The sequence below is a fragment of the Paractinoplanes polyasparticus genome (assembly GCF_019710575.1).
Classification (GTDB): Bacteria; Actinomycetota; Actinomycetes; order Mycobacteriales; family Micromonosporaceae; genus Actinoplanes; species Actinoplanes polyasparticus.
Map to the genome: position 1 here is coordinate 26011 of NZ_JAHWFK010000044.1, position 22028 is coordinate 48038.

The following is a 22028-nucleotide window of genomic DNA, read 5'->3' on the forward strand; positions in this document are numbered from 1 at the left end:
CCGTGCGAAGGGTCTGGCTAGGCGCCCGGGGCGGAGCCGATTATCACGATGGTCAGGTTGGGCCAGCCGCTGCGGGGCTCGCCTGGTGGGGGTGGGCGCATCATGGTCAGTCGTACCTCGCGGGGCCACCAGCGGGTGGGCTCGCGCCACGTGCATTCGAGGATTCTGGCGTCCGGGTTGTCGGTGCAGTCGCCGGTCTGGGGCCAGTGGTCGAGTTGGGTGGCTACGCGCTTCTGCGTCTGCAGCCACGGGGAGTTCGGTGGCAGCGCGTAAGTGTGGACGGTGGCTGGACCGCGGTCGTTGCGGAGGGCCAGCGCGATGATGTTGGCGCGGTTGTCCACAACCGTTTCGTATTCGCCCTCGGGGAGCTGGGTGGACGCCTGCGCGGGCCGGAGAATCTCGTGCGCGGTGCCGGCGGCTCTCCAGCGTACGAGAGTGATGGCACCGAGCAGCACGACGATGACCAGCAAGAATCCCGCGATGGCGGCGCTCAGGCGCCGTCGACCGATCCGCACAGCCGGAGTGTAGGCAGCGCACACCAGGCCCCGCCGGTTTGGGGAGGCGGGGCGACGCGGGTACAGGAATGCCGGGCGGCGACGGCGACCCGGTCCGCGTGGTGGAGACCGCGCGGCGCACCGACCCGGCCGGCGTGCGGCAGGTTTCGTGGCACCGAGTCGCGCGCCCGTCGGAGCGGATGCTGCTCAGCTGATCTGGATGAAGACGTTGTCTATCTCGCCGGCGAACTGGTCGTTGGACTTGTTCGTTCCCTTGCCGCCGACGCGCAGGGGCTCGGCGTTCGCGATGGAGAGGGACGGCGGGACGGCGACCGTGGCGGCGGGGGCGTCGTCGATGGTCAGGGTCAGTTTGTTGCGGGTTCGGGTGCACTCCAGCTTGTGCCAGCGGCCGTCGGCCACGTTCACGGCGGGCTCGGCCCGATAGATGGCGCCGTTGCCGGCCAGGACGCAGCTCGGGTGGCCGAGGCGGTGGTCGACCTGCAGCTTGTACTGGCTGACCCGGCCGACCGAGTAGCCCTTCTGCACGACGTTCGCGCCGTCGGAGAGGTCGGCTGGGGTCATGCGCACCGCGGCCCCGTACTGCAGGCGTTTGGTGCCGGGGTTGAGGGTGTCGTCACGCCGTCCCTCGAGGATGGCCCGGGGGCAGTCACGTTCGCGGGCCAGGCGGCAGCGGTCGGGGTAGGAAAGGGCCAGACCTGACCCCTGGCGTACGAGCCGTAGCGCGCCACCGTTCTGGCCGAGCGGCCGCAGCTCGTGGCGGCCGAGGTGGTCGGTGATCGGACGGCCGACGCCCCCGTCGAAGGTGTAGCGCACCGACACCGGTCCGGCGGCTGTCCTGACGCGGCCCGGCGGTGGAGATGCGCCCGGTTCCTGAATGGGTAGCAGACCGGCCAGGGCGCCGGCTCCGCGCTGGGTCCGGGTGGTCAGGTCGAGCGGTGCGGGCTTCGCGGACACGGCCGGCCGCCCGACGGCGAAGGCCGGTGGCGACGAGGGCCGCTGCGCGTGGACGGCCACTCCGACCAGAACCAATGCCCCGATCGAAGCCGACCACCATCGTTTGCGAGACATGCAACTATTGTCGGAAATGGTCGGCGGGCTATGCCATCGGGGCTACCTCGACCCGCCGGGCGAAGGGTGAAACAACCCGAATGCGGTCGCCGCACCGGTCACTTCCGGATGGTCCGGTCAGTGGTGGGAGACGCCGGCGTCCCTCGGCTGGGCGACCGCCGGCGGTTGCACGGGGTGAGCCGGCTCGCCCACCACCGCGTGGATCACGTCGTCCAGGGTGATCACGCCGAGTGGGCGGCGGCCGTCGCTGACCAGCACGATGTGCAGGCGGTCGCGGCGCATCACCAGTAGCAGGTCGCCCAGCGAACGCTCCGGCGCCACCACCGCCAACGGGCGGATGATCTCGGGTGGGATCGGCATCGTGCGGCGTTCGGCGCCGTACCCGAGGATGTCCTTGACGTGCACGAAGCCGAGCACGCGCCGCGTCTCGCGCTGCACGACCGGGAACCGGGAGCGCCCCGTGCGGGTTGCTACCGCCTCGACCGTCGCCGGGGACACGTCGTCCGCGATCGTGGTGACACTCGACCAGGGCCGCAGCGTGTCGCCGGCCGTACGCTCGTGCAGTTCGAGCGCCGCGTGGATGCGCGCGTACTGTTCCGTGCCCAGCAGGCCCTCGCTGCGCGCCTGGGTGACCATGCCGGCCAGCTCCTCGGCCGTGAACACCGTCTTCACCGAGTCGGTGGCCTCGATCGACCAGATCTTCAGAACCATGCGCGCCGCCCACCGCATCGCGTTGAGCAGCGGCTTCGTCGCCGTGCAGAAGGCCAGCATGAACGGGCCCAGGATCAGCGCCGCCCTTTCCGGCCCGGCCAGCGTGATGTTTTTCGGCACCATCTCGCCGATGACCGTGTGCAGGAAGACGACGATGCCCAGGGCCAGCACGAACGCCACCGGATGGATCGCGTTCTCGGGCAGGCCGATCTCGCGGAACGGGCCCTCGAGCAAGTGGGCCAGCGCCGGTTCGGCCAGCGCGCCCAGGCCGAGCGAGCAGATCGTGATGCCGAGCTGAGCGCCGGCGATCATCAGCGGGATCTGGCTCATCGCCGAGAGCGCCCAGCGGGCCCGCTTGCTGTTCGCGGCGAGCGGTTCCAACGCCGTACGCCGGGACGCGATCAGGGCGAACTCGCCGCCCACGAAGAGCCCGTTGCCGATCAGCAGCACGGCGGTGACCAGCAGCTCAGTCATCTTCGGGCTCCGGCGGCGCAGAGACCCGCACCTGTTCGATGCGGTGCCGGTCGACGGCCGTCACGGTGAACTCCCACCCGCGTGTCTCGTACGATTCGCCGACCGCCGGGATGTGGCCGAGCCGAGCCAGCAGAAAACCGGCGAGCGTCTCGTACGGCCCCTCGGGCAGCGCGAAACCGGTCTGTTCCATCAGCTCGTCCTCGCGCAGCAGGCCGTCGACCGCGTACGACTTCTCGCCGCCGGGGGCCGTGAGCTCCTCGGTCGAGGTCTGGGCGGGCTCGACGTCGTACTCGTCGGCGATCTCCCCGACCAGTTCCTCGATCAGGTCTTCCGCGGTGACGACGCCGTCGGTGCCGCCGTACTCGTCGACCACGATGGCCAGGTCGGCGTCGGCCTCGCGCAGCGCCGTCAGCACCTTGTCGAGGCTGAGGCTCTCGGGGACGTACACGGGCTCCCGGGCGATCGTCGCGACCTGGGTCAGGGCCCGGCGCTCGGGTGGGACACCCAGCGCGTCGGGGACGCCCACGACGCCGATGACCAGGTCGATCGTGTTCTCGTAGACGGGGAAGCGGGTGTGCCCGGTCTCGCGCGCGACCGTGATCAGCTCGGCCACGCTGGCGGTGGTCTTCAGTCCGACCACGTCGACGCGCGGCGTCATCGCCTTGGCCGCGCGTTTCTCGCCGAAGCGGATCGTGCGGCGCAGCAGCGTGGCTGTCTCGGCCGGCAGGGCGCCGGCGCGGGCGCTGATGGCGGCGAGCAGGCCCAGTTCCTCGGGCGACCGGGCGCTGGCCAGCTCTTCCTGCGGCTCGATGCCCAGGCGGCGGACCAGCCAGTTGGCCGACCCGTTGAGGCCGCCGATCACCCACTTCAAGAGCCTCGAGAACGTACGCAACGGGGCCGCAGTCAGCAGCGCGGCGCGCATCGGCCGGGCCAGAGCCGCGTTCTTGGGCACCAGTTCGCCGAAGAGCATCGAGACGAGGGTGGCCACGACCAGCGCGATCCCGTGCGTCACGGCGTCGGTGGCGTTCCCGGCGACCGGCTCGACCACCGGCTCGAAGATCTTGGAGAGCGCGGGTTCGGCCAGATAGCCGGTGAGCAGGGCGGTGAGCGTGATGCCCAACTGGGTGCCGGAGAGCTGGAACGAAAGCTCGTGCAGCGCGTGCTCGACCGTGCGCGCACGGCGATCACCCGAGCGGGAGCGGGACGCGATCTCGGCCCGGTCGACCGTGACGAGCCCGAACTCGGCGGCCACGAAGAACGCGTTGCCCGCCGTGAGCAGCGCGAACGCGGCCAAGGGGAGCACCGCGGTCAGGAGCAGGCCGTCCATGATCGGTTCACCTCGGTCTCATTGTGCCGGAACCGGGCGAGTCCGGCCTGCCCACCGGAGGTGAGGATTGGCACGCCGCGAATCTGGATACCGTCAGGGCATGAACCTGGTCGAAGAGTTCACGCTGCTCGCGTACGACGACGACGGCACTCCGCTGACCGACGGCACCCACCTCGACCACGGTCTCGGCGGTGGCCTGCTGCTCGAACTGGCCCTGGCGGGCCGGGTCGACGTGGCCGACAAGAAGGTGGTCGCGCTCGACATCAATCCGACCGGTGACCCGCTGCTGGACAACGCCCTGATGCGCATCGTCGGCGACGACAAGCCACGCAAGCCCGGTTACTGGGTCTCGAAGTTCGCGCAGGACACCCGGCCGCAGGTGCTCGACCGGCTCGTGGCCGAGGGCATCCTGCGTACGGAGAAGGACAAGGTCCTCTGGGTCTTCCCCCGCACCAAGTACCCGGCCGCCCACGGCGTCGAGCCCGTGCAGGAGACCGCCGCCCGTGACCGCATGCGAAACGCCGTGCTCGGTACGGGCGAGGTCGAGCCCCGTACGGCCGCCCTGTGCGCCCTCGTCGCAGCGACCGGCCTGGACGGGAAGGTCTTCGCCGGCCTCGACCGCAAGGTCGTCAAGACGCGACTCCGCGAGATCAGCGAAGGCGCCTGGGCCGCCGAGGCCGTGAAGAAGGCGCTCGACGAGATCCAGGCGGCCGTGATGGTCGCGATCGTCGCCTCGACCACCGCGGCCACCGCCGGCACGCCGAACTGAGGCCTACACCTCCTGCTTGAGGGAGCGCAGGAGGACCGTCGCGACGTCCACGACCTCGACGTTCTCCTGCTCACCCTTGCCGGTGACCCCGTCGCCGATCATCGTGTAGCAGAACGGGCAGCCCACCGCGATCGTCTTCGCCCCGGTCGCCAGGGCTTCCTCCGTACGCTCGACGTTGATCCGCTTGCCGATCTTCTCCTCCATCCACATGCGGGCGCCGCCGGCGCCGCAGCAGAAGGAGCGTTCCTGGTTGCGCGGCATCTCCACGAGGTTGCCGACCGCTTCCCCGAGCACCTCACGGGGAGCGTCGAACACCCGGTTGTGCCGGCCCAGGTAGCACGGGTCGTGGTAGGTCACGTCGCCCTCGACGGGCTGGACCGGTGTCAGCTTGCCTTCCTTGACCAGGTGGGCGAGCAGCTGCGTGTGGTGCACGACCTCGACCTTCAGGCCCAGCTGCTCGTACTCGTTGCCGAGCGTGTTGAAGCAGTGCGGGCAGGTCGCCACGATCTTCTTCGTCGGCCGGTCCCCGAACGCCTCGTTCAGCGTCTCGACGTTCTGCTGGGCCAGCATCTGGAAGACGAACTCGTTGCCGATGCGCCGCGCCGGGTCACCCGTGCAGGTCTCGCCCTCGCCGAGGATCGCGTAGTTGACCCCGGCCTCGTGCAGCAGCTTGGCCACCGCGCGGGTGGTCTTCTTGGCCCTGTCCTCGAACGCGCCGGCGCAGCCGACCCAGAACAGGTAGTCGAAGTCCTCCGTCTCGCCGACCCGCGGCACCTCGAAGTCCAGACCCTTGGTCCAGTCCTCGCGGGTGTTCTGCGGCGCGCCCCACGGGTTGCCCTTGTTCTCGAGGTTGCGCAGCATGACGCCGGCCTCGGACGGGAACGACGACTCGATCAGCACCTGGTAGCGGCGCATGTCGACGATGTGGTCGATGTGCTCGATGTCGACCGGGCACTGCTCGACGCAGGCGCCGCAGGTGGTGCACGACCACAGGACGTCCGGGTCGATCACGCCCTGTTCATCGGCCGTGCCGATCAGCGGGCGGTTCCCCTCGGCCAGCGCGAGCACGTCCATGTGGGCCAGCTGGGCCTCGGTGGCCTTCTCCTCGCCGGTCAGATCCTTGCCGCCGCCGCCCAGAAGATAAGGCGCTTTCGCGTACGCATGATCACGCAACGACAGGACCAGGAGCTTCGGCGAGAGCGGCTTGGCCGTGTTCCACGCCGGGCACTGCGACTGGCACCGCCCGCACTCCGTGCAGGTCGAGAAGTCGAGCAGCCCCTTCCAGGTGAACTGCTCCACCTGGGCGACGCCGAACTGGTCCTTCTCGGGGTCGGCCTCCTCGAAGTCGAGGGGCTTGCCCTGGCTCATCATCGGCCGCAGCGCACCCAGCCCGGAACCGGCCGGCTTCTCGGGCGCCCGCTTGAAGAAGATGTTGAAGAACGCGAGGAAGCGGTGCCAGGCGACGCCCATGGTCGGGTTGAGCGCGATGGTGATCAGCCAGCCCATCGAGATGAACAGCTTGACCAGCGCCACCCAGGTGGGCCCGTCCTCGGCCGCGGGCAACAGGCTGCCGACGCCGTGCGACAGCGGGGTCGCCCAGCCCGGGTACTCGAACGTGTCGTTGGCGACCTTGAATCCGCGGATCAGGAACCCGCAGGCCAGCACGCCCAGGATCACGGCCTCGACGAAGTACGCCTGCCACATCGTGGAGCCGAGGAAACGGCTGCGCTTCTGCCGGATGTTCCGCTGGCGCACGAGGATCAGGTAGACGATGCCGATCAGGCCGAGAATGCCGATCCACTCGGTGACGAACCCGTAGACGACCCAGTGCCCGATGATCGGCAGTCCGCCCTCGGGGTCGACGACCTCGAAGTACGCCTCCACGACCAGCAGGAACAGGATCATGAAGGAGACCATCACGAGCCAGTGGGCGGCGCCGATCGCGCTCCACTTCAGCATGCGGGTGTGGCCGAGCGTCTCGACCAGCATGGTCTTCGTACGCGCCGGCTTGTTCTCGAACCGGGCCGGGTCCGGTTGACCTTGACGGATCACCGCCGTGATGGTCAGCACCGCCCGCACGGCGAGCACGACGGCCACGACGGTGATGGCGCCGGCCAGAACGGTGGCAACTATCTGCGCGATGCCCATCTGCGTTGTGCCTCCTCGCCTCGGCTGTCCGCCGCGCCCATGTTACCCACGAGTAATAGACGGCCGCACGCCAAGGGTCAAGGGAGGCGCCGAAGCGCACCCCGGCCGGTGGCACGAGGTGCGCTTCAAACGGGCAAAAGCCACCCTACCTGCGTAAACGCTGGTAAAAGCGGCTAACGCCAGCGCGACAAGATGCCGAGCGACGCCACCATGCACCCGAAGCCGATCGCCAGGTTCCAGTACCGCAGCGACTCGACGGGGTACTGCTGGGACGACAGGTAGTACACGACCAGCCAGGCGATGCCGATCACGATCAGCGCGACCGCGCTGATCGGCAGCCACATCGGGCTGGGCTTCTTCGACGCCGCTGCTGCCGCCGGACGGATGTCCGTCGGCGGCGTGTAGACCTTCTTCTTGCGAACCTGGGACTTCGGCACGGTGGACTCCTGAAGGGCAACAAGTGGTGAACAACCCCACCGCTGAGCGGCTTCGGCGACCCCGAATGCTGCCCGTGGCGATTAATGTTCGACAGCTAGCGTAGTCAAGTCGGTGGGAACACCGGCACCCGCCGGGCTAGTAAAAATGTCCGGTGCGATTTTCGGGGGGAGTCGAGGACGTGGAATACACCACCGGCACGCCCTCGTGGCGGCTCGTTCTGCGCCGCGCGTGGACGGGATTGCGGCCCGGCCGGCCGGCTCGCACCATGCGGGGCTGGACGGTCGTCACACCCCTGATCTTCCTGGCTGCGGGCCTGCTGTTCACGACCTCGGCCACCACCGCGGACGGCACGACACTGCGCGACGACCGCCGCCCCCAGCTCGCCCAGCTGATCGCCGACAAGCGCGTACGCCTCGACAACCGCGAGCAGACCGCGGCCGAACTCCGCTCAGCCGTCGATCAGGACACGGCCCGCCTGGCCGAGGTCGACGGTCCGGTCAAGCAAGCCCGCGAGGGCGCCGACAAGCTGCGGGCGCCCGCCGGCTTCACCGCGCTCCAGGGCCCCGGCCTCACCGTGACACTCGACGACTCCTCGCGCCGAAGCAACGATTTCGTGGCCGCCAACGCTCCCGACAATGACGATCTTGTCGTCCACCAGGGTGATGTTCAGGCAGTGGTGAATGCTCTCTGGGCTGGTGGGGCCGAGGCAATGTCGATCATGGATGTCCGCGTGATCTCCACCAGCGCTGTACGCTGTGTCGGCAACACGCTGCTCCTACACGGCCAGGTCTTCTCGCCACCGTTCCGGATCACGGCGATCGGCGAACCCACAGAGATGCATCGCGCGTTGGAGTCCGCGGACGGAGTCCGCCAATTCAAGGATGCGGTCGCTGACTTCGGCCTGGGTTATCAGGAAACCGTCGAGAGGAACGTGACAGTGCGGGCGTACGACGGGTCGAGCGACCTCCGGTCCGCGCGGGTCACCGGCTGATGGCCGCTCCGGACCAGCCGCCGGCCGGGCCCGGGTCGGGACGGCACCGCGCCCCCGACGCCGAGGCCCAGACCGCCTACATCCCGCGGATCACCGACGCGTCGCCCGACGGCGTGCCCGGCGGACCGCTCGCCCCTCCGATCGGCCTCGGCGGACAGCCGTCCCGGGCCGAGCAGAGCGCGCCCCCCACGCCCCCCATCAGCCCCGGCGCACAGCCGGCCCGGCCCGAGCCACCCACGCCCCCGCTCGTCCCTCCAGTCGGCTTCGGCGCACAGCCGGCCCCGCGTGAGCGGAGCGCGCCACCCACGTTGCCGCCGTCCGCCCCCTCGGCGGCCGAGACGGCCGTGCTGCGCACCGACGAAGAGGTGCAGCAGCGGATCGTCCGGGGCGCAGCCGCGGGTGGCGCGGTCCCGCGGGCCGCGCACTCCGAGCCCCGCCAGCCCGAGCGCAACGAGTTCGACTTCTTCGCCGCGGCCGAGGAACCGACCGCCCAGCCGCCCGCGGCCCCGCCGCAGCGCTACAACACCGCCTTCTCGGCTGCGCAGGCGCCCGCGGCCGGCCCACAGACGCCCTCAGGCAGCCCACAGGCCCCGAGCCGGTCGTTCGGCGACCCGCCCCAGGGTGGGTCGGGTTTCGGCGCCCCGGTCTCCCCCAGCCCTTCTCAGGGCTTCGGCGGCCCGGTGCCGCCCGGTTCCCCTCCGGGCTTCGGCGCCGCGGTCCCGCCCGGCCCGTCCCAGGGCTTCCGGCCCGCCGTGCCGCCCGCCACCGCTGGACACAATTCGGGCGGCTACCCCACGGGGCCGCACGGATACGGTGCCGACCAGGGCCGCCCCAGTGTCCCGATCAACCCCGGCGTCCCGATCAGTTCCGGTCAACCCGCCGCCGATGGCCCCGCAGACCCGCGCCTCGCGGGAACGCCCCAAGACCCACGCCTCGCGGGAACGCCGCAGGATCCGCGGGAGACGGCTGTCATCCGTACGTCCGACGCCCCCACCGGCCTGTTGCCGGCGATGAAGCGCTCCGACGAGCACCCGCCCCCCATCCAGGCCCCCACCGCGCTCCTCTCCGCGGTCCCCGGCCTCGCCGCCCAGTCCGCGAAGGCGAAAGCCGAGCCCGACGCCGCCCTCGGCGCCGCCTCGGTCTCCCCCGCGGCCCCGGGCTCACCGAGGCCTCCCGCAGCGGAGGAGCCCGTGCCGGAACAGCCGAAACGCGGCGAGAAGGTCGTCAAACTGCGACCCGAGCAGACCGGCGAGGGCTACAAGAGCGTCTACTCCGAGATGACCCGGCCCACCGTCGGCTCCCGCATCCGCGGCGCGATCCGCGTCTCCGGCGAGCTGATGATCACCTTCGGTCTGATCGTCCTGCTCTTCGCCGGCTACGAGGTGTTCGGCAACTCGGCCAAGGTGCAGGACGAGCAGAACGCGCTCAGCACCGAACTCGACGAGGTGTGGAACGACCCGACGGTCGGCCCGACCCCGTCGGCGGCCACCAAGGCGCCCGTGGCGCCCGGCAGCAACCTGGTCGGCCGTCTCTACATCCCCAAGCTCGACAAGGAGTGGGTGGTTGTCGACGGCGTGCAGCCCGACGACATCCGCTACGCGCCCGGTCACTACCCCGACTCGGCCAAGCCGGGTCAGGTCGGCAACTTCTCGGTGGCCGGCCACCGGATCAAGAAGATCTTCTGGCGGCTCGACGAGCTCAAGTCGGGCGACGTGATCGGCGTGGAGACCCGTTCCAACTGGTACGTCTACCGCGTCTACACGAGCCAGGTCGTCAAGCCCAGCGCGGTCGAGGTGGTCGCCCCCGTGCCCGGCAGGCCCAAGGCCAAGCCGACGAAGTCGCTGCTCACGCTGACCACCTGTAACCCGAAGTACAACAACTACGAGCGGCTCATCGTGCACGCCGAGCTGGTCTCGACCACCAAGCGTGACCAGAAGCTGCCCAACGCCGGCATGCCGGCCGAAGTGAAGGGGGCCTGACCCATGTACGCCTGGATCTGGCGCAAGCTCCCGTTCGGCTTCTGGGGCAAGCTCACCGGCTCGCTGGGTTTGCTGGCGGCCACGACCGCCCTGCTCTGGTACGTGGTCTTCCCCTGGGCCACCCCGCTGCTGCCGTTCGACGACGTGCAGGTCGGCACGGGCACCGAGCAGCAGGGCCCGGCCGGCAACGACTCGGATGTGACCGTTCCCGGCGACCCCGACCACGAGGCGCCCGAGGACATCCCGTACAGCACCGAGTCGAACCAGCCCCACCCCTCAGAAGGCATTCCCGGTGAGTGACATGCGCATCCTGGTCATCGACAACTACGACTCGTTCGTCTTCAACCTGGTGCAGTATCTGGGCCAGCTCGGCGCCGAGTGCGAGGTGCGGCGCAACGACGAGATCGACGTGTCCGACGTCGGCACGTTCGGCGCCGCGGGCATCCTGCTCTCGCCCGGCCCGGGCACGCCGGAGCGCGCCGGCATCATGATGGACGTCATCCGGGCGTACGCCGGGAAGGTGCCGATGTTCGGCGTCTGCCTCGGTCATCAGGCGATCGGCGCGGCGTTCGGGGCCACCGTGACCCGCGCTCCCGAGTTGCTGCACGGCAAGACCTCCGAGGTGCATCACGACGGTGCAGGTGTGCTGGCCGGGCTGCCCGAGCCGTTCACCGCCACCCGCTACCACTCGCTGGCGGTCCTGCCCGAGACCCTGCCGGCCGAGATCGAGGTGACCGGGCGGACGGAATCGGGCGTGGTGATGGCGATGCGCCACCGCGAGCTGCCGATCGAGGGCGTGCAGTTCCACCCCGAGTCGGTGCTCACCGAGGGCGGCCACACCATGCTGGCCAACTGGCTCGCCTCGTGCGGCCTGCCCGAAGCGCTCGAGAAGGCGCCCCCGCTGGCCGCCGAGGTCGAGACCCGTCGCCGGGCTGCCTTCGCCACCACCTAGATCACAAAAAACGGCCCGCCTTCACGGCGGGCCGTTTCTCGTTTCCGCTCAGATGCCGGTGTCGTCCCGCCGGACCGCGTTGATCGAGTTGCCGATCAAACCGTTCGCGCCCGTGCCACCGCCGTCGCCGTTCCCGGGCGTCTCCGTCTGGGTGGGATCGGTGGGATCGGTGCCGGGGTCGTCGGGCTCGGCGACGACCGACAGGGTCACCCGGTCGCCCTTTTCGGCCGTTGTGTTCGCCTTGGGCGTCTGCTCGATCACGGTGCCCGGTTCGCCGTTCGGGTCCTGCACGTCGACCGTGTTCACGTTGAACTGCCCGGCGTTCTCGAGGACGCCTTGCGCGTTGGCCAGGCTCTTGCCGACCACGTCCGGCACCTTGACCAGGCGGCCGTTGGACACCTTGATGGTGATCTCGGTGCCCGGGTCGACCTCGCGGCCTTCCTTCTCGACCTCGACGACGATGCCGGCCTGCTTGAGGCTGTCAACCTCCTGCGGGTCGACCTTGAAGCCGAGGCCACGCAGCTGGGTCTGGGCGCTCTCCCGGGTCGAGCCGACCAGGTTGGGCACCTCGACCTTGTCGGGCTTCTGGCAGAGCTGGTAGCTGACCGGGTCGTTCGCGCCGACGGTGGCGCCCTTGCCCGGCTCCTGCTTGACGACAGTGCCCTTGCAGTCCGATCGGAACTCGGGTGCGTCCGACGAGGAGTTGGTTATGCCCGCCGCCTGCAGAGCCTTCACCGCTTCGGCGTTCGTCATGCCCACAAGATCGGGCATTTCGTGGGTCACCGGGGCGGAGCTGGGGGTGTCGCCGCTGGCGTTGTTGTTGTTCTTGTTGCCGCGTTCCTGCATGAGCGCGACGCCGAGCACCACCACGACCAGAACGCCGAGCGCGGCCAGGGCCGCCCACACCCACGAGGACGACCGCCGTTCCGGCTGCCGCGGCGGGCCACCGACAGGTCGCTGCATGGTCGTCGCGGACTGCGGCTGCCACTGCCGCTGCGTCGCGCCCTGCATCGCCATCGTCTCGGCCTGTGACATCACCGGCTCGGCCAGCACAGGCCGGCCGGCAACCGCCCGCAGTGCGTCGGCCCGCATCTCCTGCGCGCTTTGGTAGCGGTTGACCGGGTTCTTGGCGAGCGCCTTGAGCACGATGGCGTCGACGTCGGCCGGAACACCGGGAACGATGTCGCTGGGCGCCTTGGGCTCTTCCCGTACGTGCTGGTAGGCGACGCTGACCGGGCTGTCGCCGACGAACGGCGGGTTGCCGACCAGCAGCTCGAAGAGCACGCACCCGGCGGCGTACACATCGGAGCGGGCGTCGACCGACTCGCCGCGGGCCTGCTCGGGCGAGAGGTACTGCGCCGTGCCGATGACCGCGCTGGTCTGCGTCATGGTGGTGGCGCCGCTGGCCAGGGCCCGGGCGATGCCGAAGTCCATGACCTTGACCTGGCCGTTCTGCGTGATCATCACGTTGCCGGGCTTGATGTCCCGGTGGATGATCCCGTGCCGGTGGCTGAACTCCAGGGCGGCGCAGATGTCGGCGATGTATTCGAGGGCCTGGCGGGTCGGGAGCCGCTGTTCCTGGGCCAGCACCTCTTTGAGGGTCTGCCCGTTCACGAACTCCATCACGATGAACGGCTGCTTCTCGCCGGTCGACGAGATCTCCTCGCCGGTGTCGTAGACAGCAACGATAGCGGGGTGGTTGAGGGCGGCCGAGTTCTGTGCCTCCCGGCGGAAGCGCTCCTGGAACGTGGCATCACGGGCCAGGTCGGTCCGCAACATCTTGATCGCTACGTCACGGCCGAGGCGGAGGTCGCGTCCGCGGTGCACCTCGGCCATGCCGCCGTAGCCCAGGAGCTCGCCGACCTGATACCTGCCACCGAGCAGGCGGGCCTGCGCCGTCATAGCGTCTGTCGTCCTTCGTTAGCTCTTGTCCAGCCGGGGTTCGCGCCCGCCTGCGTGGTTGGACGGTTCGACGCCACCGATGGATCCCCACCGGTCACGCCCGTGTGGACGACGGTCACGCCGGCCGGCGTGCCGCTCGCGTTCTGGCCCTGCTTGTAGAGGAACGAGATCACCCCGGCACACAGCAGGACCAGCAGCGCCAGCACAACAGCCAGCACGATCAGGACCTGCCGCCCGCCCGAACTCTGCGGCTTGGCGGCCGGCGTCGCCGGTGATTGATACGGCTGACGGTAGGCCTGCGGTTGAACCGGTTTGTGAACGGGTTGCGCGGCGGGCGGTCCGGAAGGCACGGAAGCGGCGCCGCGCGCGCCCGAGACGGGACGCGGAACCGGAGGGTACGGGGGACGACCAGCGGCCGGCGAGCCGGGCGTGGGCGCGCCGCTCGACGGGTAACCGGTCGGTTGACTGGCCGGGCCGGACGCTCGGACGGTCTGACCGGCCGGCTGCGATGCCGTGTTGGCCAGCGACGCGGCGGCCTGCCGGGCGATGGCAGCCAGGGCCGAGGCTGAGGGCCAGCGCGCATTCGGGTCTTTGGCCAGAGCGCGGTCCACGATCACGCGCACCTGGGGCGGGATGTCGCCGGGCAGCGGGCGCGGCGTCTCACGCACGTGCTTCATGGCGATTTCCATCGGGGTGGCGCCGTCGAACGGCCGGTGGCCGGACAGGCACTGGTAGGCGACCACGCCGAGGGCGTACACGTCGGAGGCGGGCGTCGCGACCGCGCCCGAGGCCTGTTCGGGCGAGATGTAGGACGCCGTGCCGAGCACCGAGCCGGCCACGGTGAGCTGACCCACCAGGGCCGAGCGGGCGATGCCGAAGTCGGTCAGCACCAGCGTGCCGTTGGGGCGGACGAGCAGGTTGCCGGGCTTCACGTCGCGGTGCACGATGCCGTTCGCGTGCGCGGCCTGCAGCGCGTCGGCGGCCTGGGCGATCAGCGCCATCGTGCGGGCCGGGGTCAGCCGGCCGACCCGGCTCAGCGTGCGGGACAGGGCGTCGCCCTCGACGTACTCCATGACCAGGAACGCGAGTTGCTGGTCGCTGCCGTAGTCGTAGACGTCGACGACCCCGGGGTGGTTGATCGTGGCCATGGTGCGGGCCTCGCCCCGGAACCGCTCGGCGAAGCCGGGCTCGTCGAGCAGCGCGGGCAGCAGGATCTTGACAGCGACCGTCCGGCCCAGCACCTCGTCGGTGCCGCGCCAGACATCGCCCATCCCACCGCCGGCAATCCGCTCGTCGAGGCGGTACCGGCCGCCGAGGGTCACCCCAGGGCTGATCATGCTCAGTCCCCTCCCTGACCCGCCGCGGCCTTCATGATGAGCCCGGCGATGCGGGCAGCCTCGGCGCTCGCGTGGCCACCGGGCACGTTCTCCAGCATGACGCACACCGCGGAAACCGGATCGCCCTTGTCGTTGTAGGCGAAGCCGATGAACCAGCCGTGCGGGTCGGCCCCCTCGGCGTTCTGCGCGGTGCCGGTCTTGCCGCCGACCTCCATGCCGTCGATCCGCGCCCGCTTGCCGGTGCCGTTCTCGACGACGCTGACCATCATGTCCTTGAGGTCGCCGGCGACCTGGCCGTTGATCGGCGTCCGCAGCGTCTTCGGGTCGGCCGTGTAGATCGTCCGGAGATCCGGGCTGGTGAGCTTCTGCACCAGGTAGGGGCGCATCTGCTTGCCGCCGTTGGCCACCGTGGCGGCGATCAGCGCGCCCTGCAGCGGCGTCATCCGGACGTCGCGCTGGCCGAGCGACGACTGGGCCAGCGCGCCCTTGTCGACACCACCGTCCGGGTTGGCGGCCTTGCCGGTGTCACTCATCGCGACCGGCAGGCCCCCACCCTCGAGGTTGCCGACGGTCAGCTGGTCGTCTTCGAAGCCGAACGCCTTGGCCGCGCCGAACACCTTGTCGCGGCCGAGCTTCACGCCGAGCCGGGCGTAGCCGGTGTTGCAGCTGGTGGTCAGCGCGTCCTTCAGATCGATCTGGCTACCAGGGCAAACTTCGTCTTCGGAGTTGTTGATGACTGCGCCGCTCTCGCGGTATTCGCGCCCTGCTTCGATCTCGGTCTCGGTTGTATAACCGTTTTGGAGGGCGGCCGCCGAGACGATCACCTTGAAGACCGAACCCGGCGGCTTGGTCTCGGCCGTCGCCCGGTTCAGCAGGGGCTGGTCGGGGTCTTTGTTGAGCTTGCTGTACGCCGCTGACGCCGCCTTCTCGTCGTGCGTGACCAGCGTGTTCGGGTCGAAGCTGGGCATCGAGACCATGGCCTGCACGGCGCCCGTACGCGGGTCGATCGCGATCGCAGCGCCCTTGTCGACCCCGCGCTCGTTGTCGACGAGCTCCTTCCAGGCCTTCTCCTGCGCCTTGGTGTTGATCGTCAGCAGCACGTTGCCGCCACCGGTGTTGTTCCCGGTGAACATGTCCTTGACCCGGTCGGCGAAGAGCTTGTCGCTCTCACCGGAGAGGAAGTCGTTCTCGGCGTTCTCGATGCCGGTCGCGGCCAGGCCGACGGGCCGGTAACCGAGGACCGGCGCGTAAACCTCTTTGCGGGGGTAGACACGCAGGTACTTCAGCGCGTCGTCGGTGACCTTGTTGGTCGCCACCCCGGTGCCACCGGCCTCGATGATGCCGCGGGGCCGCTCGTACTGCGCGACCACCACCCGGCGGTTGTAGTCGTTGGTGCGGTAGTCGTCCGCCTTGTAAGCCTGAACCCAGTTGAGATTCGCGAAGAGCAGGGCGAACAGGACGAGGATGACCACGCCGGCCCGTCGAAGGGGTGCGTTCACGGCTTGATCACCTCCGTCATGGCGCCGTGCAGTTGGGTTGGTGCCTTCTTCGGTCCGCCGGACCGGTCGCTGCCGCCACCGCTGGCCGCCGGGCCGCGCGCCGCGTTCGAGATCCGCAGCAGCATGGCGATCAGCAGCCAGTTGGCCATCAGCGACGATCCGCCGGACGACAGGAACGGCGTCGTCTGGCCGGTCAGCGGAATCAGGCCGGTGATGCCACCCAGGATGACGAAGATCTGCAAACCCAGGGTGAACGACAGGCCGCCGGCCACCAGCTTGCCGAACGAGTCGCGCACGGCCAGCGCCGAGCGGAGACCCCGCTCGACGATCAGCAGGTAGAGCACCAGGAGGGCGGAGAGGCCGAAGAGGCCGATCTCCTCACCCATGCCGGCGAAGATGAAGTCGTTCTGCACCTCGGGCACGAACCGCGGCGAACCGGCGCCGGGCCCCGTGCCGAACAAGCCACCCGTGCCGAGCGAGAGCAGGCCCTGCACCAGCTGATAACTGCCGCCGAGCCGCTCGTAGTTCGCGTTGTCGAACGGGTTGAGCCAGACCTCGGCCCGGTCGTAGAAGTTGGCGAACGGACCGCCGACCGAGGCGCCCAGCAGGTAGGCCACGTAGACGCCGCCGAAGAACAGCAGCAGACCGATGATCAACCAGCTGGCCCGTTCAGTGGCGACATAGAGCGTCACGATGAACAGGCCGAAGTACAGCAGCGCGGTGCCGAGATCTTTCTCGAAGACCAGCACCAGGAGGCTGAGCAGCCAGACCGTGACGACCGGGCCGAGGTCGCGGCCGCGCGGCAGGTCGATGCCGAGAACCCGGCGACTGGCCAGCGACAGCACCTCGCGCTTACGGACCAGGTAGTACGCGAAGAACGAGACCAGCGCGATCTTGGCGAACTCGCCGGGCTGGATCGAGAACGACCCGATCCGGATCCACAGCTTGGCCCCGTTGACCTCGGAGATGCTGCCCGGCAGCACCGCCGGGATCATGACGAGCACGATGCCGGTCAGGCCCAGCGTGTACGCGTACCGAGAGACGATCTTGTGATCCCGGACGACCAGCAGCAGGATCGCCGCCAGGATCAGCGAGATCAGCGTCCACGCCAGCTGGCGGCCCCCGATACCGGCGAAGATGCCGGGCACGGGCAGCTTCTCGCTGAGCGCGTCACCGATGTCCAGCCGGCGCAGGAAGCCCACGCCCAGCCCGTTGATCAGCGCGACGGCCGGGATGATCACCGGGTCCGCGTACGGGGCAGTGAAGCGCACCACCACGTGCAGACCGAGGAACAGGATGCTCAGCAGCGCGGCCGGCACCCAGAACGTCGGAGTGATCTCACCGATCCGGCTCGCCTCGACGGTGGCGCCGTATGCCGCCACCAGCACCATGGCGAACGCGAGCAGACCCAGCTCGGCATTGCGCTGGGTCTTCATTCCCGGGATACGCGCCATCTCGCCCGTGGAGGCGGGCGAGGAGGCGGGCACGGCGGGCGCGGTCAAGAAGAATCCCCAGACATGGTCGAGCCGAAGCTCAGTTGACGGTCCGGCACCCGGCCGGATCGGCAGCGGGCGCGGACTCTGACGCCTGAGCGGACGGCGTACTGGTGGGTACGGAAGAGGGCGGCGCCGCGACGGTGCTGCCGTTCGCGGCGGGCCGTGTCGTGGTGCTGCCGGGCAGCGCAGTGCTGCCGGCACGGTTGCTCGCCCCGGCCGAGGGTGCGACCGGCGGCACCGACGTGGGAGCCGGCGCGGTGGTGGGCACGATGCAAAGCGGCTTCAGATTCGGGTTGGTCGGCACGTCGTCGGTCAGTTCGGCGATCATGCGCTGGGCGTCCGGCCGGTCGTCGGCGTGGATGCCCTCCTTGACCCGCTCCTGCGCGACCACGGTGAGGTCGTCGAGGCGGGACGGACTGGTCTCGTTGACGTTGGACAGGTCGAGGCCGGCGATCTCGCCCGGCACCCCGCGGAAGATCGCGAGTTGACCGGCCTCGGTCGCGCCGACGTAATACTGCTTCTGCGTGTACTGGTAACCCAGCCACAGGCCCCCGCCGAGCACCCCGAGCAGCACCAGCACGAGCAGCGCGGCCCGCACCGGATGGCCCTTCGGTTCCGGCTCGGCGTAGTTGTCGTTCTCGGGCTGCGGCTGCGCCGGACGCGGCGCCTGGAGCGCGGCGGCCCGGGCGGCCGAGGTCGAGCTGTCGGCAACCGTGTTGTTGCCCCGGTCGAGCGAGGCGGCGCCACCCACGATCGGCGCCTGCTCGACGATGTCGTGGTCGGTCGCATCGGCGATGACGACCGTGATGTTGTCGGGGCCGCCGCCGCGCAGCGCGAGCTGCACCAGCCGCTCGACACAGGCCTGCGGATCGGCGATCTCACGCATCGTCTGCCCGATGGTGTCGGAGCTGACCACGCCGGAGAGGCCGTCGCTGCAGATCAGGTAGCGGTCACCCTTGAGCACCTGACGGACGGAGTACTCCGGATCGATGTCGCGGCCGTCGAGCGCGCGGGTGAGCAGCGACCGCTGTGGGTGGCTGCTTGCCTCCTCCGGGCTGACCCGGCCCTCGTCGACCAGCATCTGGACGTACGTGTCGTCCTTGGTGATCTGGGCGAACTCGTTGTTGCGGAGTAGGTAGGCCCGGCTGTCACCGATGTGCACCATGCCGAACTTGCTGCCCGAGAAGAGCACCGCGGTCAGCGTGGTGCCCATGCCCTCGAGCTGCGGATTCGCGTCGACGGTGTCACGAAGGTGCTGGTTGGCCGTGCCCACCGCGTGACGCAGCGCGTCGACCATGGCGTCCCCGGGGACGTCCTCGTCGAGCGGCGCCATCGCGGCGATGACGATGTTGGACGCGACGTCACCAGCAGCCATACCGCCCATGCCGTCGGCGACGGCAAGGAGCCGAGGCCCGGCATACACGGAGTCCTGGTTGAGGTCTCGGATCAGACCGCGGTCGCTCTGAGCGGCATAGCGCAGGGTCAGGGTCATGGCCGTAACTCGAGGGAAGTGCGCCCGATCCGGATCGGCACGCCAAGGGGGACGGGAGTAGGTCCGGAGACCTTACCGCGGTCGAGATAGGTGCCGTTCGTCGAGCCGACATCCTCGACGAACCACTGACCGTCGCGCGGAACGAGCCGTGCGTGCCGCGCCGAGGCGAAGTCATCGGTGATGACGAGGGTCGAATCCTCGGCACGCCCGATGGTGATCGGAGCCTCGCCCAGCGTGATGCGGGTGCCGGCCAGGTTGCCGGCGGTAACCACGAGCTGCCTGGCGGCCTTACCGCGTTTCGCCTTCGCCGGCCGGCCCTCGGGAACCGCGCCACCCACCCCCCGAGGGCTGGCGACGATGCTCTTGGACCGGACCCCAGCGAAGAGATCCCGGCGGATCACCCCGACGACCGTGAACACGAAGATCCACAGCAGGATGAGAAAGCCGAACCGGGCGACGGTGAGGACGAATTCGGGCAAGGTGCCTAGCCGTCCACTCGGAATGTCAGCGTGGTCGTGCCCAGCTGGATCATGTCGCCCGGGTTGAGCGCCACGGCCGAGACGCGCTGGCCGTTCACCATCGTGCCGTTGGTCGACCCCAGGTCGGTCAGCACGACCTGGTTGCCGTCGTAGTCGAGCCGGGCGTGCCGGCGCGAGATGCCGACGTCGGGCAGGCGCAGGTTGGCCTGGTCGCCACGGCCGATCACGGTCGAGCCCATCTGCAGCGGGTAGGTGCGCCCGTCACCGGAGATGAGACCCACGCCGCCGCGCCCGTTCGGAGCACCGCCGCCGCCGTGCGGCGGGTAGCCGCCGTGCTGCTGCTGTTGCTCGTAGGGCGGGTACTGCGGGCCCGCGTCGTACGCCGGCTGCTGCACCGGGGCGACCTCGCCACCGGTGTAGACCTCGGCGGTGACCCGGAACATGCCCGTGTCGAGCCCGTCACCACGCTCGATCTCGACGATCACGTCGCCGTAGACGGTCCAGGCCTGCTCGCCGATGAACTCGGCCTGTGACTGTGCGAGTTCCTGGGCCAGCGCGGCGGCGTAGGGCGCCAACCGGCTGTGGTCGTAGGGCGAAAGGTCGATCACGTAGCGATTCGGCACCAGCGTGCGGCCACCGGCAAGGATGGCCTTGTGCGCCTCGGCCTCCCGCTGCATGGCATTCAGAATCTCCACCGGGTGCACGACACCCTTGAACACCTTCGCGAAGGCCCCCTCAACCAGGCCTTCCAATCGCTTTTCAAAGCGCTGCAGCACGCTCACCGGCTCCTCCTCGGCTTCCGAGGACATGATGGTATCCGGCCGCCGCTTGCGCACCTGTTGCGCAAGGTCGACCGGCACTTCTGACCCTCGTATGACACCCGTAGACGCCGTGCTAGTCTTCCCTGGCGTCGCGGGCGATATCAACTCGCTTGGTGACGTGCGACAGCGTAGTCTGTCGCAGCCAGTAACAAAAAGTCAGGTCTTCGGCCTGTCTTATAAGCCACGGGGATGTGGCGGAATGGCAGACGCGCACGGTTCAGGTCCGTGTGTCCGAAAGGACGTGGGGGTTCAACTCCCCCCATCCCCACGAGTCGCAGGCGCAGAGTGTCCGCTGAGAAGCGCGGACCTCTGCGCCTCGTCATTTCTGCTCAAGGGGCCGAGCCCCCTGAAACCCCGCGGTGCGGGTGTGGGCTTAGCGGGATATCTCACTCTGGCTGCATGGGTGCCGGCTTCGCCGGGGACCGGGTTTATCGGATAAAAGTCGCTTACCGGTCATGGAATGTTGCTCTGCGTGGTTGGTCACGGTCTGGTTCCAACCTTGAGACCTGCGGGCGTAGAGGGACCCTCGGATCACGGGATCGGGTGCTGCCGGGGTCACGGATGGCGCACGGGCGGTGGGTCGCGGAATCGGGAGCTGACGTGTCGCGGATGGGCGCACGGGCCCTGGGTCACGGGATCGGGCCGGAGGGGATGAGCCCGGACGGGTGATGGGGGTTCTGGTCGCTATGCTCGGCGGCGGAAAATGGCTGGAGAAACACTTACGTCAGGGGTGCCGACCGTGACTGCCGCTACCGGGACGGGCAAGCGCAGTGTGCTTGGTGTGCTCGTTGACATCACTGACTACGCGGACGCCACGGCGCGGATCATGGAAGCCGCGCGGGAGCGGCGTGGGTACGCGGTCACGGCGCTGGCGGTGCACGGAGTCATGACGGGTGTGCAGGACAAGGAGCACAACCGCCGGCTGAACTCCTTCGATCTGGTCACGCCGGACGGGCAGCCGGTGCGGTGGGCGCTCAACACGGTGCACAAGGCCGGGCTCGCCGACCGGGTCTACGGGCCGACACTGACGCTCAAGGTTGTCGAGCAGGCCGCAGCCGAGGGTCTTCCTGTCTATCTGTACGGATCCACGCAGCCCACGCTCGACCGGCTGGTGCCGGCGCTGGAAGGCATGTTCCCGGCGCTCAAGATCGCCGGCGTCGAGGCGTCGAAGTTCCGGATGTCGCACCCGGGCGAGGCCGGCGAGATCGCCGAGCGCATCAAGGCGTCGGGCGCGCGCATCGTTCTGGTGGGGCTCGGGTGCCCGCGGCAAGAAATCTTCACGTACGTCATGCGTCCGCTTCTTGACATGCCGCTGCTGGCGGTCGGCGCCGCCTTCGATTACCACGCGGGACTGCTCAGGAACCCGCCCGCATGGATGCAGAAGTACGCCCTCGAATGGCTGTGGCGCCTGGGCCTCGAGCCGAAGCGGCTGTGGAAGCGGTATGTGCTGCTCAACCCGGCCTACCTGGTCCGGCTGGCCGCTCAGCGCAGCGGCCTGTGGAAGGCCACCCCGCCCCCGCCGACCACCGAGCCGGTCACCAGCTTCTCCGTGTGATCCCCGCCGGCGAGGGGTCTCGGGGTAATCGACGACACTTCCCCTACGGGACCGGTGGGGTGATAACCCGGTTTC

20 protein-coding genes and 1 tRNA gene are annotated in these 22028 nt (G+C 69.4%); 8 read left to right on the plus strand and 13 right to left on the minus strand.

The window, feature by feature from the left end:
• Positions 1 to 17: 17 nt before the first annotated feature.
• On the minus strand, positions 18 to 515 hold the full coding sequence (locus tag KXC43_RS37010) for a hypothetical protein (protein WP_221380889.1): 498 nt from the start codon (positions 513 to 515) through the stop codon (positions 18 to 20).
• Positions 516 to 583: 68 nt separating this feature from the next.
• On the opposite strand from KXC43_RS37010, the gene KXC43_RS51700 reads away from it, so the two are divergent.
• Positions 584 to 709: a hypothetical protein gene (locus KXC43_RS51700; RefSeq protein WP_255645489.1), complete on the plus strand. Its 126-nt coding sequence runs from the start codon at positions 584 to 586 to the stop codon at positions 707 to 709.
• On the opposite strand, the gene KXC43_RS37015 is transcribed toward KXC43_RS51700, so the two are convergent.
• From KXC43_RS37015 to KXC43_RS37025, 3 genes are all read right to left on the minus strand, one after another.
• On the minus strand, positions 702 to 1583 hold the full coding sequence (locus KXC43_RS37015; protein WP_221380890.1) for a laminin G domain-containing protein: 882 nt from the start codon (positions 1581 to 1583) through the stop codon (positions 702 to 704). The genes KXC43_RS51700 and KXC43_RS37015 overlap by 8 nt on opposite strands.
• 117 nt (positions 1584 to 1700) lie before the next feature.
• Complete coding sequence (locus KXC43_RS37020; protein ID WP_221380891.1) at positions 1701 to 2768, minus strand: hemolysin family protein; 1068 nt, start codon at positions 2766 to 2768, stop codon at positions 1701 to 1703.
• Positions 2761 to 4095, minus strand: coding sequence for a hemolysin family protein (locus KXC43_RS37025; RefSeq protein WP_221380892.1), 1335 nt, complete (start codon positions 4093 to 4095; stop codon positions 2761 to 2763). Before KXC43_RS37025 ends, KXC43_RS37020 begins: the two co-directional genes overlap by 8 nt.
• Before the next feature lie 100 nt (positions 4096 to 4195).
• Here KXC43_RS37025 and KXC43_RS37030 point away from each other — a divergent pair, with 100 nt between their 5' ends.
• A complete protein-coding gene (locus KXC43_RS37030) occupies positions 4196 to 4864 on the plus strand; it encodes a GOLPH3/VPS74 family protein (protein WP_221380893.1) in 669 nt (222 codons plus the stop codon).
• A 3-nt stretch (positions 4865 to 4867) separates the two neighbouring features.
• Here the strand turns inward: KXC43_RS37030 and KXC43_RS37035 are convergent, their stop codons facing one another.
• Positions 4868 to 7012 (minus strand): (Fe-S)-binding protein, encoded by a 2145-nt coding sequence (locus tag KXC43_RS37035; RefSeq protein ID WP_221380894.1) that lies wholly within the window; start codon positions 7010 to 7012, stop codon positions 4868 to 4870.
• Positions 7013 to 7185: 173 nt separating this feature from the next.
• Positions 7186 to 7449, minus strand: coding sequence for a cell division protein CrgA (locus KXC43_RS37040; RefSeq protein WP_184954305.1), 264 nt, complete (start codon positions 7447 to 7449; stop codon positions 7186 to 7188).
• A gap of 179 nt (positions 7450 to 7628) precedes the next feature.
• Between KXC43_RS37040 and KXC43_RS37045 the strand changes: the two genes are divergently transcribed.
• The 4 genes from KXC43_RS37045 to KXC43_RS37060 are packed head-to-tail and all read left to right on the plus strand — an operon-like array spanning position 7629 to position 11372.
• Positions 7629 to 8441 carry a DUF881 domain-containing protein gene (locus KXC43_RS37045; RefSeq protein ID WP_221380895.1) on the plus strand — a complete coding sequence of 271 codons (813 nt, stop codon included), beginning with the start codon at positions 7629 to 7631 and terminating at the stop codon, positions 8439 to 8441.
• Complete coding sequence (locus KXC43_RS37050; RefSeq protein WP_221380896.1) at positions 8441 to 10420, plus strand: class E sortase; 1980 nt, start codon at positions 8441 to 8443, stop codon at positions 10418 to 10420. Before KXC43_RS37045 ends, KXC43_RS37050 begins: the two co-directional genes overlap by 1 nt.
• A gap of 3 nt (positions 10421 to 10423) precedes the next feature.
• Positions 10424 to 10720 (plus strand): hypothetical protein, encoded by a 297-nt coding sequence (locus tag KXC43_RS37055; RefSeq protein WP_221380897.1) that lies wholly within the window; start codon positions 10424 to 10426, stop codon positions 10718 to 10720.
• 1 nt (position 10721) lies between these two features.
• Positions 10722 to 11372 (plus strand): aminodeoxychorismate/anthranilate synthase component II, encoded by a 651-nt coding sequence (locus KXC43_RS37060; RefSeq protein WP_221380947.1) that lies wholly within the window; start codon positions 10722 to 10724, stop codon positions 11370 to 11372.
• Between the two features lie 48 nt (positions 11373 to 11420).
• Here the strand turns inward: KXC43_RS37060 and pknB are convergent, their stop codons facing one another.
• From pknB to KXC43_RS37095, 7 genes are all read right to left on the minus strand, one after another.
• Positions 11421 to 13274 (minus strand): Stk1 family PASTA domain-containing Ser/Thr kinase, encoded by a 1854-nt coding sequence (gene pknB, locus KXC43_RS37065; RefSeq protein ID WP_221380898.1) that lies wholly within the window; start codon positions 13272 to 13274, stop codon positions 11421 to 11423.
• Positions 13271 to 14611, minus strand: a complete 1341-nt coding sequence (locus tag KXC43_RS37070; protein WP_221380899.1) for a serine/threonine-protein kinase — start codon at positions 14609 to 14611, stop codon at positions 13271 to 13273. Before KXC43_RS37070 ends, pknB begins: the two co-directional genes overlap by 4 nt.
• A 2-nt stretch (positions 14612 to 14613) precedes the next feature.
• A complete protein-coding gene (locus KXC43_RS37075; protein WP_221380900.1) occupies positions 14614 to 16110 on the minus strand; it encodes a penicillin-binding transpeptidase domain-containing protein in 1497 nt (498 codons plus the stop codon).
• Complete coding sequence (locus tag KXC43_RS37080; RefSeq protein ID WP_221380948.1) at positions 16107 to 17564, minus strand: FtsW/RodA/SpoVE family cell cycle protein; 1458 nt, start codon at positions 17562 to 17564, stop codon at positions 16107 to 16109. Before KXC43_RS37080 ends, KXC43_RS37075 begins: the two co-directional genes overlap by 4 nt.
• Positions 17565 to 17643: 79 nt before the next feature.
• Positions 17644 to 19098: a PP2C family protein-serine/threonine phosphatase gene (locus KXC43_RS37085; protein WP_221380901.1), complete on the minus strand. Its 1455-nt coding sequence runs from the start codon at positions 19096 to 19098 to the stop codon at positions 17644 to 17646.
• The gene (locus KXC43_RS37090) at positions 19095 to 19577 is read right to left on the minus strand and encodes an FHA domain-containing protein FhaB/FipA (RefSeq protein WP_221380902.1); all 483 of its coding nucleotides are present in this window, start codon (positions 19575 to 19577) and stop codon (positions 19095 to 19097) included. The genes KXC43_RS37085 and KXC43_RS37090 overlap by 4 nt, the downstream gene beginning before the upstream one ends.
• A gap of 5 nt (positions 19578 to 19582) precedes the next feature.
• Complete coding sequence (locus tag KXC43_RS37095) at positions 19583 to 20386, minus strand: FHA domain-containing protein (RefSeq protein ID WP_221380903.1); 804 nt, start codon at positions 20384 to 20386, stop codon at positions 19583 to 19585.
• Positions 20387 to 20583: 197 nt separating this feature from the next.
• Here KXC43_RS37095 and KXC43_RS37100 point away from each other — a divergent pair.
• Positions 20584 to 20666 (plus strand) — tRNA-Leu (locus KXC43_RS37100).
• A 471-nt stretch (positions 20667 to 21137) separates the two neighbouring features.
• Positions 21138 to 21953 (plus strand): WecB/TagA/CpsF family glycosyltransferase, encoded by an 816-nt coding sequence (locus KXC43_RS37105; protein WP_308129425.1) that lies wholly within the window; start codon positions 21138 to 21140, stop codon positions 21951 to 21953.
• Positions 21954 to 22028: the final 75 nt, after the last annotated feature.

Excerpts from the sequence above, each read along its gene's own strand:
- KXC43_RS37060 (WP_221380947.1), top strand. The coding sequence starts at position 10,722 with ATGCGCATCCTGGTCATCGACAACTACGACTCGTTCGTCTTCAACCTG.
- KXC43_RS37025 (WP_221380892.1), bottom strand. The coding sequence starts at position 4,095 with ATGGACGGCCTGCTCCTGACCGCGGTGCTCCCCTTGGCCGCGTTCGCG.
- KXC43_RS37035 (WP_221380894.1), bottom strand. The coding sequence starts at position 7,012 with ATGGGCATCGCGCAGATAGTTGCCACCGTTCTGGCCGGCGCCATCACC.
- KXC43_RS37085 (WP_221380901.1), bottom strand. The coding sequence starts at position 19,098 with ATGACCCTGACCCTGCGCTATGCCGCTCAGAGCGACCGCGGTCTGATC.
- KXC43_RS37080 (WP_221380948.1), bottom strand. The coding sequence starts at position 17,564 with ATGGCGCGTATCCCGGGAATGAAGACCCAGCGCAATGCCGAGCTGGGT.
- KXC43_RS37020 (WP_221380891.1), bottom strand. The coding sequence starts at position 2,768 with ATGACTGAGCTGCTGGTCACCGCCGTGCTGCTGATCGGCAACGGGCTC.
- KXC43_RS37030 (WP_221380893.1), top strand. The coding sequence starts at position 4,196 with ATGAACCTGGTCGAAGAGTTCACGCTGCTCGCGTACGACGACGACGGC.
- KXC43_RS37055 (WP_221380897.1), top strand. The coding sequence starts at position 10,424 with ATGTACGCCTGGATCTGGCGCAAGCTCCCGTTCGGCTTCTGGGGCAAG.
- KXC43_RS37015 (WP_221380890.1), bottom strand. The coding sequence starts at position 1,583 with ATGTCTCGCAAACGATGGTGGTCGGCTTCGATCGGGGCATTGGTTCTG.
- KXC43_RS37095 (WP_221380903.1), bottom strand. The coding sequence starts at position 20,386 with ATGTCCTCGGAAGCCGAGGAGGAGCCGGTGAGCGTGCTGCAGCGCTTT.
- KXC43_RS37050 (WP_221380896.1), top strand. The coding sequence starts at position 8,441 with ATGGCCGCTCCGGACCAGCCGCCGGCCGGGCCCGGGTCGGGACGGCAC.
- KXC43_RS37070 (WP_221380899.1), bottom strand. The coding sequence starts at position 14,611 with ATGATCAGCCCTGGGGTGACCCTCGGCGGCCGGTACCGCCTCGACGAG.
- KXC43_RS51700 (WP_255645489.1), top strand. The coding sequence starts at position 584 with ATGCCGGGCGGCGACGGCGACCCGGTCCGCGTGGTGGAGACCGCGCGG.
- pknB (WP_221380898.1), bottom strand. The coding sequence starts at position 13,274 with ATGACGGCGCAGGCCCGCCTGCTCGGTGGCAGGTATCAGGTCGGCGAG.